The following is an 18,046-nucleotide window of genomic DNA, read 5'->3' on the forward strand; positions in this document are numbered from 1 at the left end:
GCGTGCTGAACCGGCGCGGGCGCCTGCTCTGGCTGATGGATCACCGGCGAGCTTGTGCCCCCATGGTTGACGGGGCCGCCGCCACCGGCGGGATTCTGGATGACGGGGCCGGGGTGCGACGGAGACGTCGCATGTCCACCAACGTTGGCCCCAGCACCACCGCCGCCCTGAATGACGGGGCCTTGTCCACCTGCGGCGGCGGGGTCGTGCTGGACAGGGGCGCCACCGGCGTTGACCGGGCCGCCGCCACCGAGCGTGGCACCTTCTTGGCCGAGGATCTGGCCGTGCGCCCCGCCGCCGGCTCCCCCGGCGATGGCGCCGCCCGCGCCTTGGCCTGCGCCAGCAGCCGCGATGGGACCGCCGAACCCGCCGGCCGCAGCGCCACCGCCGGTGGCGTGGCCGCCCAAGCCTGCACTCCCAGCAATGGACGGGGTCGCCGTTTGGGGCGTCGCGTGGCCGCCAAGGGCGCTGCCGTCGCCGCTCAAAATCGCGCTGCTTCGCTCGCCACCGATGCCCAGTCCAGCGCCGCCCGCCGCGCTGGCGCCCGCCTGGCCACCGACACCAACACCCGCGAGTGGGCTGGAGATGTGAGGCGTAGCGGCACCGTTCACCGCAGCACCTTCGCTGGCGATCAATCCCGCTTGACCGCTCGCGCCGGCGCCGAGCGCCGCGTTGCCGCCGGCACCGGCGAAGCCACCGACATTGCCTGCACCTGCCAGCCCAGCGCCTGCGGCAAGACCGGCCTGAGTGCCCAGACCACCGCCGCCAGCAACGCTGGCTTGGCTAACGAGCGTGGCCTGGGCGCCGGCACCAGCACCGAACCCGCCCTCAGCCTGACCACCGAAGGCGCCACTGGCACCGAACCCACCGCCGGCCAGGCCACCGAAGGCGCCACCGGCCCGGCCGCCAGCTTCCCCTGCTAAGCCGACGCCAGCCTGCGCGCCGGCGGAGCCGCCAAAACCGGCCTCACCCCCCAAGCCCGCACGACCACCAAGACCGGCAGCACCGCCCAGACCGGCACCAGCGCCAAAACCAACCCGGCCACCCAGACCAGCCTCACCGCCTAGGCCTGCGCCGCCACCAACGCCAGCTCCACCAGCAAGGCCCACGCCGCCGCCAAGACCGGCGCGAGCACCCAGCCCGGCCTGACCCCCGAGGCCGAATCCGCCGGCGAGTCCAGCGCGACCATCAAGACCCAAGCCGCCGCCTATCTGAGCACCCAGAGCCGCCTGGCCGCCCAAATCGAAGCCCGTCTGAGCGCCCAGGCCGGCCCCAAGCCCGAGGTTCAAACCGGTGTTGATCTGAGCCCCGAAGCCAACCGCCCCACCCAGGCCCAGCCCAAGACCCAAGCCGGCGTTGATTTCGGCACCCAATCCAGCCCCGGCGCCCAAGCCGCCGCCAACGAGCGGACCCGGACCGAAACCACCCCAACCAGGACCAAAACCGGGACCAAAGCCGCCCCAACCATGTTCCAACCCGGGACGGAACCCATCCCAGCCACGCTCGAACCCAGGGCGGAAATCACCCCAGCCGGGGCCGAAACCGGGACCGAACCCACCAGTGCCTGGTCCGAACGCGCCCCAACCCGGCTGCCATCCATACCCACCAGCACCGGCATTCCACAGCCCGGTGTCAAAGGCATTGAGCAGTCCGCCGCTCAACCCGCCGACGACGGCGGCCCCGTCGCCCAGTACAGCGTCTGCGCCATACACGACGGGAGCGACGGCGTCACCCACCAACGCGGCACCGTCATCGGCAACCGCGGAAACCAGGCCGGGCCCATACCCGTCGTAAGGGTCATAACCGCCATACGCATAAGGGTCATCGCCCCCATACGCGGGGGCGTAGCCGTACTGATCGGTCAGGACCTGCTGCAAACCGCCGATCGGGTCGCCGCCGAGGTCCAAACTGGGCATCGCATTCGCCGCCGCCATCGCGAACTCGTCGGGTGCCGCATTGACCCCGGCCTCGGCCATCGCCTGCTCGGGACCATTAAGGAAGGTTTGGGCCGCTTCTGGACTGGTGAACAGGGACAGGATGTATTCGATCAGCGTGTCCATGATCGGTTCCCTTCAAAACTCTGAAGCATTTCGCCGGCCAACCGGCATTTCCATATACACGCTATGCATTTCGCGCGGCCCAGGAATCGGGGCGCGATCCCCCAGAAGCTCAAGCGCCTACCGGGGTCGATCGGGGCACCCCATTAGGGGATTAGGGGATTGTCCGATGGCCGCATTCGCGCAGGTCGCGAGCCCAGCCGTCGATCATTGCCGGGCAACGGAAAGGAAGCGGATCACCCGTGGATGCCGAAGCCGTGGTGATCGGGGTCGACGGTGTGCGGGTGGGGGGCCGGGTGGTCCCAGGCGCTCACATCCTGTGCCGGGAACCCCCCGTGGTCGATCGTGCTGTCGGGCACTTCCACGCCGGTGAACAGCACCGACGGCTCGTGCGGGACGGGCCCCGGCGGATGTGGATCGGCGGGGGCCGGCATCGACGGTTGGCTGATCACGGTGGTGACCGGACCGTGCCGCTCGACGACTCCCGCCGGGGTGTGCGGGGCGAACGAGTCGAGCGCCGCCGCGGCCGCGCCGCTCGACCAGACGTTGCTGTGCTCGACGGCGGGCGCTCCCGAGGCGGCACCCGCGGGACTGGCCATCGACAACGAATCCGACACCATCGGGATCAGATTGTTCACGTCAGCACTGGTCACACCTGTAAGGTGGGCATCGGCGATCGCCTGCGCCGGGTTGGCCGCGTAGTGGGCGGCCGCGTCGGGATCCCGCACCAGCGCGATCACGAAGTCAAGCAACGAGTTTGCCAACGCACACCTCCTCACGCGCACCCGGCCAGATATCACGATGCTATCGGCCAACACAACGCGTGTGATCGGTGCGCAACCCACCTGTCTTACGGCACTATTAGGGGGTGCTCCATTAGGGGATTGACGGGGGTTCACCGGGTCGGCTTATCCACCCAGCGGGAAGGGGGGACACGATATGACAGACTCCCCCGTCGACATGCCGCCGAGCGCGCGCGACGCCCTTCAGGCCCTCGCCAACGCCGCGAAGACACCGATGAAGCTCATGGTCAGCGGGGGCCTCGGCACTGGCAAGAGCACCGCTCTCGCCGCCGCGCGCGACGCGCTGCGGGGTGCCGGGCTGACGGTGTTGGCGCGCCCGCCCCGTGCCGGCGACCCACCGGACGCGGCGTTGGTCATCGACGATGCGCATTTGCTGGCCGACGCCGAACTGCTGGCCGTCACAGAGCGCGTGACCGACCCCGGCGCGACGGTCGTGGTGGCCGCCCAACCGCAGGAACAGCTGCGGGACCTGACCCTAGCCATCGAACGGGACGGGCGGCACATATCGCTCGGTCCCCTGCCGGGCACCGAACACCTTGTGGAGTGCACCGCGGGGCTGCCGTTCCTGCTGAGCGCGGTCACCGACGGAAACCTGCCCCCGGCGCGGGCGGCCAAGTTCGCGCTGCTCGAGCGATTGCGCCGGCTCGACGAGCCCACCCAGGACACTCTGCTCATCATGTCGCTGACCCAAGAATTAGGGACCGCGGATGTGGCTGCTGCACTGGGGATTTCGACAGCAGAAGCACACCGGCTGGTTGATCGGGCGTGCGCCACCGGACTCGTCGAACCGTCGCACAGCCCGGAATTCCTGCGGTTGGTGCACGGGGCGGTCGCCCAGATCGTCGGCACCGCGCACCACCACGACGTCGAGGCCGCTCTACTGCGTTCGCAGCTCGACATCTCAACGTTATCAACAGTTTTCGCGCTCCAACTTGCCGAACACGGCTTGAAAGACGACCGGCTGGCGGCGATCCTCGCCGGGCAAGGCGCGGCCGAACGCGGTGAGCCGGTCCGGGCCGCGAGGATGTACCGGGCGGCGGTCGACGCCGGCGCCGAAGGACTGACCTCGCGACTCGCCGACGCGCTGGCCCGCACCGGAGACTGCGCGGCCGCCGCGGCGTTGGCCGAAGATCTGCTCGGCTCGGCGGATTCCGCCGAGCGGGCCGCGGCGGTCCGAATCGCCGCGAGCGTTGCGACCCACGATGGCAACGCAAATCAGGCCGCCGAACTGTTCGGCTGGCTGGGCCCCTACCCGGACGCCGTCGTCGGCGCGGCGGCGACGATCGCGCTCACCGCGACGGGTGACCTCGCGGCGGCGCGGGTCGCCTTGCGCCTCAAGGACACCGGGCCGCCGACCATGGCCGCGCGCGCCGCGCGCGGTCTCGCCGAGGGGCTGCTGCTGACCATGGATCACCCGTATCCGGTGGCGATGGCGAAGCTCGGCCAGGCTCTTGCGACCGACCAAGCCATGAGCGAAGTCATCCCCGACAGCCCCGCCGCGCTGGTCGCCCTGGCCGCGATGCATGGCGGCGATCCGGTCCGCGCCCGCAGCGTCATCGGCCGCGCCGTCCGCGACCCGCTGTTCGGGCGTCGGCATGCGTTGCTGTCCGGCTGGATCAAGATGCAGGACGGGCAGCTGCAGGCGGCCGGCGCGGACGTCGCCGCCGTCGGCTCCGACGGGTTGCACCGCCGCGACGCATTGTGGGCCACGGCACTGCAGACCGCGATCGCGCGCCGCAGCGGCGACACGGGTGCGCTGCAAAAACATTGGTACACGGCCATGGAAGTGCTCGCCGAGTACTCGGTCGACCTGTTCGCGCTGCTGCCCTTGGGGGAATTGTGGGTGGCCGCCGCGCGGATGCGCCAGCTCCACCGGCTGCGGCACATCCTCGATCAGGCGTTCGGGCTGCTGGAATCGCTGGGCAACCCGCCGTTGTGGTCCGTGCCGCTGCATTGGGCCGGGGTGCACGCGGGGATCGTCGCCAACGCACCGGAATCGGTTGCGCCGCACGGACAGGCGCTGAGCGGGTTGGCGGGCGACAGCGTCCTTGCGCGGGCACTGTCGGGCGCCGGCCGAACATGGCTCAGAGTCCTGGCAAACCAGGTCGACGCCGACGAGGCCACCGCCGCGGCCAGGTCGTTGTCGGATGTCGGGCTGACCTCCGACGCGACCCGGCTGGCCGGTCAGGCCGCCCTGCAAGCAGCTGACGGCCGGGTGTCCGGGGCCATGCTGCAACTGGCCCGGGACCTCAAGGTGGGGGCCGGTGCGGGCGAGACGCCCGTCGCGCAATCAGCGCCCGCCGCCCGTCCTGCGCCCCAGCACCCACGAGCGGGATCATCGCTGTCCGATCGCGAACGCGAGGTCGCCGAGCTGCTCCTGTTGGGCATGCCGTACCGCGACATCGGTGGCCAACTCTTCATTTCGGCGAAGACGGTCGAACACCACGTCGCCCGGATCCGTCGTCGGCTCGGCGCCGGTTCCCGTTCGGAAATGTTGTCCATGCTGCGAGCCAGGCTGGCCCCGGAGAGCTGAACTGCAGGCCAAGGGCACCAGGTTAGGGCAGCCTTTCTCGCACCGAAACCCGAGAAGATGTAACTATGAGGACGGCCTAAGCAGGCGAAAGCACGCCGAGTAACTATGCATTGGAGAGATCTTCTGTGACCACGCAGATGCTCATCAGACTGGCAGTGGGCATGGGCATGACGCTGGTCGTGCTCCTATTCGCCGCGCGGCGGGTGCTCTGGCTGTTCAAGCTGGTCACCTCCGGAAAGCCGGCCCCCGGGCACACCGACAACGTCGGTGAGCGCGTCTGGACGGAGATCGCCGAGGTCTTCGGGCAGCGCCGACTGCTGAAATGGTCGATTCCCGGCCTGGCGCACTTCTTCACCATGTGGGGATTTTTCATCCTGCTCACGGTCTACATCGAGGCCTACGGGCTGCTCTTCCAGGAGAACTTCCACATCCCGATCATCGGCCGGTGGGACGCGCTGGGCTTCCTGCAGGACTTCTTCGCGACCGCCGTCTTCCTGGGCATCACGACCTTCGCCATCATCCGGCTGACGCGGAGCCCGCGTGAGATCGGCCGCTCGTCGCGGTTCTACGGCTCGCACACCGGCGGCGCCTGGCTGATCCTGTTCATGATCTTCAACGTCATCTGGACCTATGTGCTGGTCCGCGGGTCGGCGGTCAACAACGGCACGCTGCCCTACGGCAAGGGCGCGTTCCTGTCACAGCTCTTCGGCGCGATCCTGCGCCCGGCCGGCCAGCCCGCCAACGAAATCATCGAAACGGTGGCCCTGCTGTTGCACATCGGGGTCATGCTGGCGTTCCTGGTCATCGTTTTGCACTCCAAGCACCTGCACATCTTCTCGGCGCCCATCAACGTCATCTTCAAGCGGCTGCCCGACGGGCTCGGCCCGCTGCTGCCGATCGAGGCCGACGGCAAGCCGATCGACTTCGAAAACCCGCCGGACGACGCCGAATTCGGCCGCGGCAAGATCGAAGACTTCAGCTGGAAGGCGATGCTGGACTTCGCGACCTGTACCGAGTGCGGGCGCTGTCAGTCGCAGTGTCCGGCCTGGAACACCGGAAAGCCCTTGTCGCCCAAGCTCGTCATCATGGACCTGCGCGACCACTGGATGGCCAAGGCGCCCTACATCCTCGGTGAGAAAACCGCAGAGCCGCTTGAGGGTCTCGACCTCGAGACGGTCCACGAAGAGGGCCACCACGTGCCCGAGTCCGGATTCGGCCGGGTTCCCGGGCACGGGCCCGAGCAGGCTGCCCGTCCGCTGGTCGGCACGGCCGAACAGGGCGGCGTCATCGATCCCGACGTGCTGTGGTCCTGTGTGACGTGCGGCGCGTGCGTCGAGCAGTGCCCGGTGGACATCGAGCACGTCGACCACATCGTCGATATGCGCCGCTACCAGGTGATGATGGAGTCGGAGTTCCCCTCCGAGCTGTCGGTGCTGTTCAAAAACCTTGAGAACAAAGGCAATCCGTGGGGGCAGAACGCCTCGGACCGGACCAACTGGATCGACGAGGTCGATTTCGACGTGCCGGTCTACGGCGAGGACGTCGACAGCTTCGAGGGCTACGAGTACCTGTTCTGGGTGGGCTGCGCAGGCGCCTACGACGACAAGGCGAAGAAGACCACCAAGGCCGTCGCCGAGCTGCTCGCCATCGCCGGCGTGAAGTATCTGGTGCTGGGGACGGGCGAGTCCTGCAACGGCGACTCGGCGCGCCGGTCGGGCAACGAGTTCTTGTTCCAGCAGCTGGCCGCCCAGGCCGTCGAGACCCTGGACGGGCTGTTCGAGGGCGTGGAGAGCGTCGACCGCAAGATCGTCGTCACCTGCCCGCACTGCTTCAACACCATCGGCAAGGAATACCGGCAGCTGGGCGCCAACTACAGCGTGTTGCACCACACCCAGCTGCTCAACCGGCTGGTGCGCGACAAGAAGCTGGTGCCGGTGTCGCCGGTCTCCCAGGACATCACGTATCACGACCCGTGCTACCTGGGCCGGCACAACAAGGTCTACGAGGCGCCACGCGAGCTGATCGACGCCGCCGGGGCGAACCTCACCGAGATGCCGCGCCACGCCGAGCGCAGCTTCTGCTGCGGCGCGGGCGGTGCGCGCATGTGGATGGAAGAGCACATCGGCAAGCGGATCAACCACGAACGCGTCGACGAGGCGCTGGCCACCGGGGCGGCCACGATCGCCACCGCGTGCCCGTTCTGCCGGGTGATGGTGACCGACGGTGTCAACGACCGCTCCGAGGAGGCCGGCCGCACCGGCGTCGAGGTGCTTGACGTGGCCCAGATCCTGCTCGGGTCGCTCGAGTACGACAAGGCGACGCTGCCGGCGAAGGGTACGGCCGCGGAGGAGGCCGAGAAGCGGGCCGCCGCGGCACCGAAGGCCGCCGCTGTGAGCGCGCCTGCGCCGAGCGCCCCCACTCAGGCTCCTGCGGCCCCGGCCGCGTCTGAGGAGCCCGCGCCCGCCCCGGCCGCCGAGCCGGTTGCGAAGGCCGCCGTGCCGGCCAAAGGCCTGGGTATCGCCGGTGGCGCCAAGCGGCCCGGCGCCAAAAAGGCCGCGGCCCCGGCGGCCGAGGCCGCACCAGCAGCCGAGGCGCCCGCTCAGCCGGCGGCGCCCGCCGCCCCCGCCAAGGGGCTCGGCATGGCCGCCGGCGCCAAGCGACCCGGCGCCAAGAAGGCGGCACCCGTGGCAAAGGCGGCTGAGGCGCCCGCGGCCGAGGCGGCTGAGGAACCCAAGGCGTCCACAGCGCCCGTCGCGCCCGTTAAAGGCCTGGGCATCGCCGCCGGCGCCAAGCGACCGGGGGCCAAGAAAGCGGCACCCGCGGCAAAGGCGACCCCGGCCACCGAGGCCACGCCGGAGCCCGAGGCCACGCCGGAGCCTGCCACCCAGCCCGATGACGACGCGGCACCGCCAGCAGCACCCGTTAAGGGGCTGGGCATCGCGCGCGGCGCCCGCCCGCCGGGCAAGCGCTGACCGCCTTGCCGACGGGATAGCGGCCGGCGAGATCGAAGGCGGTGCGAGTCCCCGACGAGGCTCGCCGAGCGTGTTCTCAGGGCGAGAAATCGGCGAAAATCTCGCCCTGAGAACACGCTCGGCGAAGGGGGGCGGCGAAGGGGGCGAACCGGGCCGCCCGGCGCCGCATGAAACGCTCGTTACATGCAACGGCCCAGCTCGGGGCCTAATCAGCAAATTTCATTCGACAACAATGGCACCATAGGTGACGTGACTACTCACCAGCTGCCCGTGCACACGCCTGGCCATCACCGGCAGCGGGCCTTCGCGCAGTCGTCCAAGCTGCAGGACGTCCTGTACGAGATCCGCGGCCCGGTGCACCAGCACGCCGCGCGGCTGGAGGCCGAGGGGCACCGCATCCTCAAGCTCAACATCGGCAACCCGGCGCCGTTCGGCTTCGAGGCGCCGGACGTGATCATGCGCGACATGATCCAGGCGCTGCCCTACGCGCAGGGCTACTCGGACTCCCAGGGCATCCTGCCGGCGAGGCGCGCGGTGGTGACCCGCTACGAGCTGGTCGACGACTTCCCCCGGTTCGACGTCGACGACGTCTACCTGGGCAACGGCGTCTCCGAGCTGATCACGATGACGCTGCAGGCTCTGCTCGACAACGGCGATCAGGTGCTGATCCCGTCGCCCGATTACCCGCTGTGGACGGCGTCGACCTCCCTGGCGGGGGGCACACCCGTGCATTACCTGTGCGACGAGACCCAGAGCTGGCAGCCGGACCTCGCCGACCTGGAGTCCAAGATCACCGAGCGCACCAAGGCGCTGGTCATCATCAACCCCAACAACCCGACGGGCGCGGTGTATAGCCGCGAAATCCTCACCCAGATGGTCGATCTGGCCCGCAAGCATCAGCTGCTGCTCCTCGCCGACGAGATCTACGACAAGATCCTCTACGACGACGCCGAGCACATCAGCGTGGCCTCGCTCGCGCCCGACATGTTGTGCCTGACCTTCAACGGCCTGTCGAAGGCCTACCGCGTCGCCGGCTACCGGGCAGGCTGGCTGGCGATCACCGGGCCCAAGGACCACGCCGGCAGCTTCATCGAGGGGATCAGCCTGCTGGCGAACATGCGGCTATGCCCGAACGTGCCCGCGCAGCACGCGATCCAGGTCGCCCTCGGCGGCCATCAGAGCATCGAAGACCTGGTGCTTCCCGGCGGTCGGCTCCTCGAACAGCGCGACCTCGCGTGGACCAAACTCAATGAGATTCCCGGGGTGTCCTGCGTCAAACCCGAGGGTGCGCTGTACGCATTCCCCCGATTGGACCCCGAGGTCTACGACATCGAAGACGACGAGCAGCTGGTCCTCGACCTGTTGTTGTCCGAAAAGATCCTGGTGACCCAGGGCACCGGATTCAATTGGCCCGCGCCGGATCACTTGCGCATCGTGACGTTGCCGTGGTCCCGCGACCTTGCCGCGGCGATCGAGCGGCTGGGCAACTTCCTGACCAGCTATCGGCAGTCAGCGGGTTCGTAGCGGCGCCCTCTACGGTGGAGCGGGTGACCGATTCTCACTCGCACAGCCTGCACGGCTCGTCAAAGGGACCGTCTCCGCTGGGTCCGCTGCCCGCCAAGATCGTCATCGGGCTGCTGATCGCCATCGGTGTGGCCGTGATCGCCGGTGCGGTATTGCTCTGGCCGAGCCGCCAGCACGTCGACATCCCGATGCCGTTCCAGAACGCGTCCGGCGGCCCGGTAACCACGGTGACCGGGCACATCCTGTCCAGCGGGCTGGGCGACTGCGGCAGCCCGTCGGTGGGCCAGGTGCTTACCACCGCGCCGGAGCCGGCAGCCCCCGGCGCCGGGCGGTGCATAGAGACGGTCGTCGCGATCGATTCGGGACCCAACGCGGGCGCCAAGACGCTTTTGGAGTCGTCCCCCGGTCCGAGCCAGCCCAAATTCGCGGCGGGAGACCACATCCGGCTCGTCCGCCAGGTCGACGAACAGGGCGCCACCGGGTACGCGTTCTATGATTTCGAGCGCGGTTGGCCGCTGGTCGCACTGGCGATCGCCTTCGCGGTGGTGATCGTCGCCGTGGCACGCTGGCGGGGATTGCTGGCGTTGGTCGGGATCGTGGTCGCGTTTCTGGTGCTGGTGGTGTTCCTGCTGCCGGCGCTGCGTGACGGCGCACCCGCGGTGCCGGTGGCGCTGGTGGCGTCGGCGGCGATCCTGTACGCGGTCATCTACCTCGCCCACGGGGTCAACCTGCGCACCAGCGCCGCCCTGCTGGGCACCTTGTCGTCGTTGTTGCTTGCCGCTGGATTATCTTGGGCCGCAATCGCATTGACTCATTTGACCGGGCTCTCGGACGAGCAGAATTCCACCGTCAGCGCGTATCTGGGCAGCGTGTCGATCAGCGGGCTGCTGCTGGCCGGGTTCATTATCGGGTCGCTGGGCGTGCTCAACGATGTGACCGTGACGCAGGCGTCGACGGTGTTCGAGCTCGCCCGCCTTGGTGAGAACACCTCGCGCAGGGCCATTTTCGTCGGCGCCATTCGGGTGGGACGCGATCACATCGCCAGCACGGTGTACACGCTGGTGTTGGCCTACGCCGGCACTTCGCTGCCGTTGCTGCTGCTGTTCAGCGTCGCCAACCGATCGCTCGGTGACGTGCTGATGGGCGAGAGCGTGGCCATCGAACTCGTCCGCTCCGCGGTCGGCGGCATCGCGCTGGCCCTGTCGGTGCCGTTGACGACGGCGATCGCCGCCGTGCTGGCCAAGCCAGCCGAAATCAGCTCCGCTCCAACAGCTCCAGCAGATAGCCGCCATATCCGGACTTGACCAGGGTGTGCGCTCGTGCGGCGAGCTGCTCGTTGGTGATCCAGCCCTGTCGCCACGCCACCTCCTCGGGAACGCTGACCTTCAGCCCCTGCCGCCGTTCCAGCGTGCGGACGTAGTCGCTGGCGTCCAACAGCGAGTCGAAGGTCCCCGTGTCCAGCCACGCCGTCCCTCTGGCCAGTACCTCGACCGACAGCCTGCCCCGGTTGAGATAGATCTGGTTGATCTCGGTGATCTCGTACTCGCCGCGCGCCGATTTCTTTAAGCCCTTGGCTATTTCGATCACGTCATTGTCGTAGAAATACAGGCCCGGCACCGCGTACTGAGACTTCGGCGTGGCCGGTTTCTCCTCCAACGACAGCGCCATGCCGTCGGGCCCGAATTCGACGACACCGTAGGCCGACGGGTTGGCCACCCAATACGCGAAAATGGCTCCGCCGTCGATGCTTTGGAAGCGCCTGAGGTTGGTTCCCAACCCTGGGCCGTAGAAGATGTTGTCTCCCAACACCAAAGCCGCGGAATCGTTGCCGATGTGGTTGGCGCCGAGCACGAATGCCTGCGCCAGGCCGTCGGGTTGATCTTGCGTCACGTAGGTGAGGTCGATGCCGAATTGCGAGCCGTCACCGAGCAGGCGCTGGAAACCGGTCGCGTCGTGGGGGGTGGTGATCACCAGGATGTCGCGGATTCCCGCCATCATCAGCGTGGACAGCGGGTAGTAGATCATCGGTTTGTCGTAGACCGGAAGCAACTGCTTGCTGATGCCGATGGTGATCGGATGCAGCCGGGTGCCCGAGCCGCCGGCCAGGATGATCCCACGCATGAATGGCTCCTTCTACTCGGCCCCTAATTTACGAGGTCTGCCTCGGTCAGCTCGGTTGCCGCCAGCGCCGAGGCCAAGTCGGCGTGCCGGAACACCGAGGTGACACGATCGTGGACCACCCGGAATGCCGACGCGGCGTTCGTCACGGCCCCGTCCGGGGTTTTGACCTTCTGTTCGACGACCACGACGCCGTCGTGCACGTATATCCGGCCGAGCTCCGCCGTCCCTTCGCGGGAGGCGGCCCAGCTGCGGAGGGCCTCGTGGCCCTGAGCGGCGCCGTGCGCGTCGCCGATCTCGATGTCGTCGCTGGATAAGGCGACCAGGGTGTCCAGGTCGGCTGCGTTGAGGGCGTCGTGCCACGCCAAAACGGTGGCGATCTCCGATGTGGTCATGGTCAGCAAGTTACCGTGCCCGGTGGCTAGAGCGGCGTGCGATCCAACCAGTTTTGCCACGCGGCGTCGTCACCGAACAGCTGGATGCCCGTCTCGGCCAGCGGGACCCGGCGCAGCATCGCGAGCAGGAGCTCGGTGGCGCCGCCGCGCAGCGCCGCGCTGCCCTTGCCGTGCTCGTGGGACCAGGCGATGGCGCCCCCGTCGACGCCGATGGTCCATTCCCCGGCTTCACCGAGCCCCGCGTCGGTGGCGTGCAGGTGCAGGGTGTTGCCGTCCTCGAGCGGGAGTGGCGCGCCCTTGCTTCCGGCCTGAATCGCCACTCGCTCAAGCCATTCGGTGATCCCGTCGGCCGCGACGTCGGCGTCGAGCGCGAATTCGCCGCCGGTCGCGATGGCGGCGTCGGCGCGGTGCACGGCCGTTTCGTGCAGCCGGCGCCGGATCCACCAGTTCGCCGGGCGCGCCCCGAGGAAGGTCCATACCGGCGTTTCCGCGCCCGACGACTCGACGGCGTCGACGAGCCGCCGCGCGCCGTCGTGCAACCAGGAGATCGCGTCGGCGGGATCCGGTGGCGGCTTGCCGCCCTCGACGGTGCGGGGGTCGAGATAACGGTTCAGGCGGTCGCGCACGATCTGCGCCGCCCAGCGGTCACCGCGTCCGACATGGCGCAACAGTTGCGTGAGGCTCCAGCCCGGGCATGTCGGGACCGGCCTGGACTCGTCGACGTCGCGGAAAAGCTCCGCAAAAGCGCGGTTCTCTTCCAGGAAGGCGGCCGCGTAATCCACGGGCGCCAGGCTACCTGCCGGGTTATGCCGGCCGGCGAGTGACCGATGTGACACCTGGGGACTGACGCCCGACCTTTGGCCCACCGCGCGCCGGCCGGGGCGACATCACCCGCAGATTCCCGCCAACCGCCGTTCATGGTTGTGGCAAATGCTTCGGATCGCGACCTCAAGGGCGACAAAACCAGTACATAAGCGGTAGCGTCATTGGTCGCTGACACCCCAAGCACTCGGCAACGCCCCAGCGGCGATGTGACGGGAGACAACCATGAAGCGAGGCATCGTCGGAGGATTGGCTGCTCTGCTGATGGCCGCAGGGCTGATCGCCTCGGCGCCACCGGCCAGCGCCGGCTGCCAATACGGAGGGCCCGTTCTCAGCAAGTGCGACGGACCCGTCCAGCCTGATGGCACCTGGCAACGTTGCGTGGCAGTTCCCCGCTGGATTCCCAGCGGCGCCAGTTCCTTCCTGATACCCGACGGGCACTGCGACGTGATGGGTCCCGGCCAGCCCCCTGCGGATTTCACCTTCGCCGACCCACCGACGCACATCGACGGCTGAGCCGGGAACCCCGGGAGTCGCCCGCCCACCGGCGTTTTAAGGCCGCGGCGCTCCCAGCCGGAACACTCGCCACCCCGCCTGCCGCCAGCGGCAGACGTCAAGGCAGTTGCGGCCGTCGACGATGACCCGGGCCCGCACCCGATCGGCCAGGTCGTCGGGGTCGAGGTCGATGAACTGCCGCCACTCGGTCAGCACCAGCACCGCATCCGCGCGCTCGCACGCTTCTTCGACCGAGACCGCATAGTTCAGCGTCGGGAACAGCCGCAGCGCGTTGTCCAGGGCTTTCGGGTCGTACACGTTGACCGCGGCACCATTGAGCTGCAGTTGGCCGGCGACGTTGAGGGCGGGTGAGTCGCGCACATCGTCGGATTCCGGTTTGAACGCCGCCCCGAGCACGGCGATGTTGGCGCCCAGCAGCGAGCCGCCGCACGCGGTGGTGGCCAGCTCGACCATCCGCGTGCGTCGGCGCATGTTGATGCTGTCCACCTCGCGCAGGAACGTCAGCGCCTGGTTGGCTCCCAGCTCGCCGGCGCGGGCCATGAAGGCGCGGATGTCCTTGGGCAGGCAGCCGCCGCCGAAACCCAAACCGGCGTTGAGGAATTGGCGTCCGATCCGGGGGTCGTATCCGAGGGCATCGGCCAGCAGGCTGACGTCGGCGCCCGCGGCCTCGCACACCTCGGAAATGGCGTTGATGAACGAAATCTTGGTCGCCAGAAAGGCATTGGCGGAAACCTTGACCAATTCCGCGGTCTGCAGGTCCGTCACCAGGAACGGGACACCCGCGTCGAGCAGTGGCCCGTACAGCTCGCGAACGGCAGCCTCGGCGCGCGTCGAATCCTGTTGGATTCCAAGGACTATGCGGTCCGGATGGAGGGTGTCGTGCACGGCGTAGCCCTCGCGCAGAAACTCAGGATTCCAGGCGATTTCGACGTCCACCCCGCGCGGCGCCAGCGCGGCCGCCCGTTGGTTCAGCTCGGCCGCGGTGCCCACCGGGACGGTCGATTTCCCGACTAGCACCGAAGATTTCGTCAGCCGTGGCACCAGCCCATCGATGACGGCGTAAACGTGGCGCAGGTCGGCGCCGTATTCGCCCTTCTTCTGTGGCGTGCCCACGCCCAGGAAGTGCACGTCGGCGAACGCGGCGGCCATGTCGTAGTCGGTGGTGAACCGCAGCCGGCCCGCGGCCAGGTTGTCGGTCAACAGCTTCCGCAGGCCGGGCTCGTAAAAGGGGATGTCGCCCCCGGCCAGCTTGGCGACCTTCCCCGGATCGATGTCGACCCCCAGGACGTCGTGTCCGAGTTCCGCCATCCCGACCGCATGGGTAGCACCGAGGTAACCAGTGCCGAAGACGGTGCATCGCATACAACCGGTGTAGGTTGCCGCGATGAGCTAACCGCATCGCCCTGTTGAGCGGTAGGCAAACGGCAGATGACAGATGGCTGCGTAAAAGTTAGTGGCGACCGAACCCGCCATGACCTCCGCCGAAACCGCCGTGGCCACCGCCGCCGGGGAACCCGGGAAGCCCGGGGAACCCGCCGCCGCCGTGCCCGGGGCCGCCGGGGAACCCGCCGCCGCCGTGCCCGGGGCCGCCGGGGAACCCGCCGCCACCGTGAGGTCCGGGCCCGAACCCGCCGCCCGGCGGCCCGCCGATGATCGGGGGCAGGGGTAGCGGGATTGGCACCGGAACGGGTGCCACCGGCGGTGGTGCGGGAGCAGGGGCCTCGGGCACCGGCGCGGGTACCGGGGCAGGCGCTTCGGGCACCGGCGCGGGAGCCTCCGGCATCGGTGCGGGGGCGGGAGCCTGAACGGGCGCGGGAGCCGGAGCCTCGGCAGGCGCGGGAGCGGGAGCCTGAGCCGGCGCCGGCGCGGGGGCGGCTGGTGCGGGCGCGGGGGCGGCTGGTGCCGGGGCCGGCTGGGCGGGGGCGACGACGTTGTGGCCGGGCACGGGCCGCACACCCGCGGTCGGCCGAATGGCGACCGCCAGCGAAACGACCAGCGCCGTCACGCCGATGATGAAGATCCCCGCCAGCGCGGTTCCCACCAGCCTGAACGACCGGCGTTCGCCATGGCCCGCGCCGACGAGCTGGGTCGCGGCGGTCTGCGAGCCGGTATAGGCGTCGTCGAAGTCGTCGGGGACGGCGCTGTAAGCCAGCGCGTTGGCGCCGGCATCGCCGGGAGTATCGAAATAGCCCGGGGCCACCGCGAACGGGTCGATGGCGCCGGTGCCCGGGTCCTGCGCATAGGCCAGCGCCGCGGTGGACGAGGCGAACAGCGGAGCATTCGCCGACGCCAGCGCCGCCCCCCGGGCCAGCGCCGTGTCGGGCTCCTCGGGCGCCGTCAACGGAAGCGTGGTTGCCGCCTCCAGCACCGGCTTGATCATCGGGAGGTCGATGCCGGAGCCGACGACGAACACGGCGTCGGGCCGCGTGTCCAACGCTTCGGCACCCGAGACCATCGTGGTCAGCTGGGCTACGGCCGCCTCGTCGTCGTCGGGAAGGGGCTGCCGGTGAACGTCTTTGACCGACCCATCCGCGCTGTCGACGACGGCCAGCGTCGCCGTATCGGGCTCGATGTAGAGCAGCGCCGTGTGGTCGTAGTTGGTTCGGTTACCCACCGCCTGGGCCAGCGCGGCCGCGGCCAGAAACGCCGAGACCAACATCACGTTTTCGATCTTGTGGGCGGCCAGGGCGTCGCGCAGCGCGGCGGCCTCGATCGGATCCGTAAAGGTGACGCCGGTCGATGCCAGTTGGTAGCCGCCCGCGGCCGCGCCCTCCCGGGTTCCCAGGATCGCCGAGACTACCTGATCGGCTGCGCTGATCGTTGCGGCGTCGTCGTCAGCGGCCACCGCGAAATTGTCTTCGTCGACGGTGGCGCCATCGCCGTTTTCCCCTTCGACCAGCACCATACGGACTGCCGTCGGCGCCATCGACACGCCAAGTACGGTGTCCAAAGCTCCTCCATTGTCGTTTTGCTAGTCTGCGATGTCCGGCGAGATGGTGGTCGCAGGCTTCAGCGGACCTAGCACCTCGACGGTCCCCACCCCGTATTCCCCAAGTCCCCCGATTTTACGCCGCTCCGTCGGTTGGGACGGGCTAGCGAACCAGGATCCCGCGTCCCAGACGGCGACGAAGCCAACGATCGTCGTGGTCGCCGTCCCTGGGGTGCGGCGGTAGCCATTGCCGTGGCGGATTCGAGCTCGGCCCCGGATTCGGGGCAACCGGTGCGGGCGCCGGTGCCGCGGATTGTGGGGCGGGGATCGCCGACGGGGCGACCGGCGCGGGCGCCCGAGGCACGGGGCGACGACGTTTTTGCCGATGCCGGGTCGCTGCTCGACGTGCGGCCGGATGCCGACAGCGAGCGCCAGCGCCACCACGCCGGCAACGAAGATCGCCGTCGCGCCGAGGATGGCCAACAACTTTCGGTTGCGCCGATCGCCGGCATCGCGGTAGCTGCCGTCGGTTTCGTGGTCCGCCTCGGCGCTGTAGGCGAGCTCGCGCACCGGATCCTGGGCGTAGGGCATCGCGACCGTGCGCGGCGCTCCCAACTGGTCATTCGCGGAAGCCAGCGCGGCACCTCGCGCCAAGGCCATCTCGGGTTCCTCGGACGCGGTGACCGACAGCGAAGTCGCAGCCTCCAGCGCCTGCTTGAGCACCGCGACCTCCACACCGGAGCCGACGACGAACACGCCATCCGGGCGACCATCCATCGATTCCGCGCCGGCGACCATCGCGGCCAGCTCCGCCAGCGCCGCGTCGTCGCCGCTGGGCAGGGGCCGCCGGTCGACATCGGCGACCGACCCGTCGGAGGTGTCCACGACGGCCAGCGTCGCGATAGTCGGCTCGACGAACAGCAGAGCGGTGCGGGCCCAATTGGTCGCGCTGCCGACCGCCTGCGCGAGCGCCGCCGCGGCGGTAACGGCCGACACCAGCACGACATTCTCAATCTTGTTTGCCGCCAACGCGTTCCGCAGCGCGGTCGCCTCGGTTTGATCGGTCCAGGTCACTCCGCTCGACGTCAGCTGATAGCCACTCTGGGCCGCGCTTTCTTCGGTCCCGCGGATTGCCGCGATCACCTGATCCGCCGCCGCGTCACCGGGGATGTCGAAGTCGGCCTGATCGACGATGACACCGCCGGCGCCCTCCCCTTCAACGAGCACCATGCGGACCGTCTCGGGTGCCATGGCCACCCCAAGTACGACGTCCACCGCTCCTCCAAGTTCCGCGAAACCGCCTTGCTGACAGCTTCATTGCCACCACGTCGCAGGTACGCAATTTCAGGGTCACCCGGACTTCGTGCGGGAGTTCGG

The 18,046-nt window shown here is 69.0% G+C and carries 15 protein-coding genes; 7 read left to right on the forward strand and 8 right to left on the reverse strand.

Features of this window, described 5'->3' with window-relative positions; translation table 11 throughout:
* Positions 1-131: 131 nt before the first annotated feature.
* Positions 132-923: a hypothetical protein gene (locus G6N25_RS07580; RefSeq protein WP_142272860.1), complete on the forward strand. Its 792-nt coding sequence runs from the start codon at positions 132-134 to the stop codon at positions 921-923.
* Between the two features lie 140 nt (positions 924-1,063).
* Here the strand turns inward: G6N25_RS07580 and G6N25_RS24125 are convergent, their stop codons facing one another.
* Positions 1,064-1,189, reverse strand: a complete 126-nt coding sequence (locus tag G6N25_RS24125; RefSeq protein ID WP_264055552.1) for a hypothetical protein — start codon at positions 1,187-1,189, stop codon at positions 1,064-1,066.
* A gap of 277 nt (positions 1,190-1,466) precedes the next feature.
* Between G6N25_RS24125 and G6N25_RS07585 the strand changes: the two genes are divergently transcribed.
* Positions 1,467-2,084, forward strand: coding sequence for a hypothetical protein (locus tag G6N25_RS07585; protein ID WP_083077085.1), 618 nt, complete (start codon positions 1,467-1,469; stop codon positions 2,082-2,084).
* A gap of 209 nt (positions 2,085-2,293) precedes the next feature.
* Here the strand turns inward: G6N25_RS07585 and G6N25_RS07590 are convergent, their stop codons facing one another.
* On the reverse strand, positions 2,294-2,821 hold the full coding sequence (locus G6N25_RS07590) for an Rv0340 family IniB-related protein (protein WP_083077086.1): 528 nt from the start codon (positions 2,819-2,821) through the stop codon (positions 2,294-2,296).
* Between the two features lie 175 nt (positions 2,822-2,996).
* On the opposite strand from G6N25_RS07590, the gene iniR reads away from it, so the two are divergent.
* From iniR to G6N25_RS07610, 4 genes are all read left to right on the forward strand, one after another.
* Positions 2,997-5,393: an isoniazid response ATPase/transcriptional regulator IniR gene (gene iniR, locus G6N25_RS07595; protein WP_083077089.1), complete on the forward strand. Its 2,397-nt coding sequence runs from the start codon at positions 2,997-2,999 to the stop codon at positions 5,391-5,393.
* 125 nt (positions 5,394-5,518) lie between these two features.
* Complete coding sequence (locus G6N25_RS07600; RefSeq protein WP_083077092.1) at positions 5,519-8,365, forward strand: heterodisulfide reductase-related iron-sulfur binding cluster; 2,847 nt, start codon at positions 5,519-5,521, stop codon at positions 8,363-8,365.
* Positions 8,366-8,548: 183 nt separating this feature from the next.
* Entirely contained in the window at positions 8,549-9,889 is a 1,341-nt protein-coding gene (locus G6N25_RS07605) for a pyridoxal phosphate-dependent aminotransferase (RefSeq protein ID WP_083077096.1), read from the forward strand.
* Between the two features lie 23 nt (positions 9,890-9,912).
* Positions 9,913-11,193 (forward strand): YibE/F family protein, encoded by a 1,281-nt coding sequence (locus G6N25_RS07610; protein ID WP_083077112.1) that lies wholly within the window; start codon positions 9,913-9,915, stop codon positions 11,191-11,193.
* Here G6N25_RS07610 and rfbA read toward each other — a convergent pair.
* Genes rfbA through G6N25_RS07625 form a run of 3 tightly spaced genes read right to left on the reverse strand, consistent with a single transcriptional unit; the run spans position 11,144 to position 13,184 of the window.
* A complete protein-coding gene (gene rfbA, locus G6N25_RS07615) occupies positions 11,144-12,010 on the reverse strand; it encodes a glucose-1-phosphate thymidylyltransferase RfbA (RefSeq protein ID WP_083077099.1) in 867 nt (288 codons plus the stop codon). The genes G6N25_RS07610 and rfbA overlap by 50 nt on opposite strands.
* Before the next feature lie 23 nt (positions 12,011-12,033).
* Positions 12,034-12,402 carry a nuclear transport factor 2 family protein gene (locus G6N25_RS07620; RefSeq protein WP_083077114.1) on the reverse strand — a complete coding sequence of 123 codons (369 nt, stop codon included), beginning with the start codon at positions 12,400-12,402 and terminating at the stop codon, positions 12,034-12,036.
* Positions 12,403-12,428: 26 nt separating this feature from the next.
* Positions 12,429-13,184, reverse strand: a complete 756-nt coding sequence (locus tag G6N25_RS07625) for a maleylpyruvate isomerase family mycothiol-dependent enzyme (protein WP_083077103.1) — start codon at positions 13,182-13,184, stop codon at positions 12,429-12,431.
* Positions 13,185-13,449: 265 nt separating this feature from the next.
* On the opposite strand from G6N25_RS07625, the gene G6N25_RS07630 reads away from it, so the two are divergent.
* Complete coding sequence (locus G6N25_RS07630) at positions 13,450-13,740, forward strand: CDGP domain-containing protein (protein WP_083077106.1); 291 nt, start codon at positions 13,450-13,452, stop codon at positions 13,738-13,740.
* 36 nt (positions 13,741-13,776) lie between these two features.
* On the opposite strand, the gene G6N25_RS07635 is transcribed toward G6N25_RS07630, so the two are convergent.
* The 3 genes from G6N25_RS07635 to G6N25_RS07645 all read right to left on the reverse strand — a co-directional run bounded on the left by G6N25_RS07635 (position 13,777) and on the right by G6N25_RS07645 (position 17,944).
* Positions 13,777-15,102 carry a UDP-glucose dehydrogenase family protein gene (locus G6N25_RS07635; RefSeq protein ID WP_083077110.1) on the reverse strand — a complete coding sequence of 442 codons (1,326 nt, stop codon included), beginning with the start codon at positions 15,100-15,102 and terminating at the stop codon, positions 13,777-13,779.
* A gap of 88 nt (positions 15,103-15,190) precedes the next feature.
* The gene (locus tag G6N25_RS07640) at positions 15,191-16,690 is read right to left on the reverse strand and encodes a DUF7159 family protein (RefSeq protein WP_456299215.1); all 1,500 of its coding nucleotides are present in this window, start codon (positions 16,688-16,690) and stop codon (positions 15,191-15,193) included.
* A gap of 21 nt (positions 16,691-16,711) precedes the next feature.
* On the reverse strand, positions 16,712-17,944 hold the full coding sequence (locus tag G6N25_RS07645) for a DUF7159 family protein (protein WP_232065714.1): 1,233 nt from the start codon (positions 17,942-17,944) through the stop codon (positions 16,712-16,714).
* Positions 17,945-18,046: the final 102 nt, after the last annotated feature.

This window comes from Mycobacterium heidelbergense, assembly GCF_010730745.1.
Taxonomy (GTDB): domain Bacteria; phylum Actinomycetota; class Actinomycetes; order Mycobacteriales; family Mycobacteriaceae; genus Mycobacterium; species Mycobacterium heidelbergense.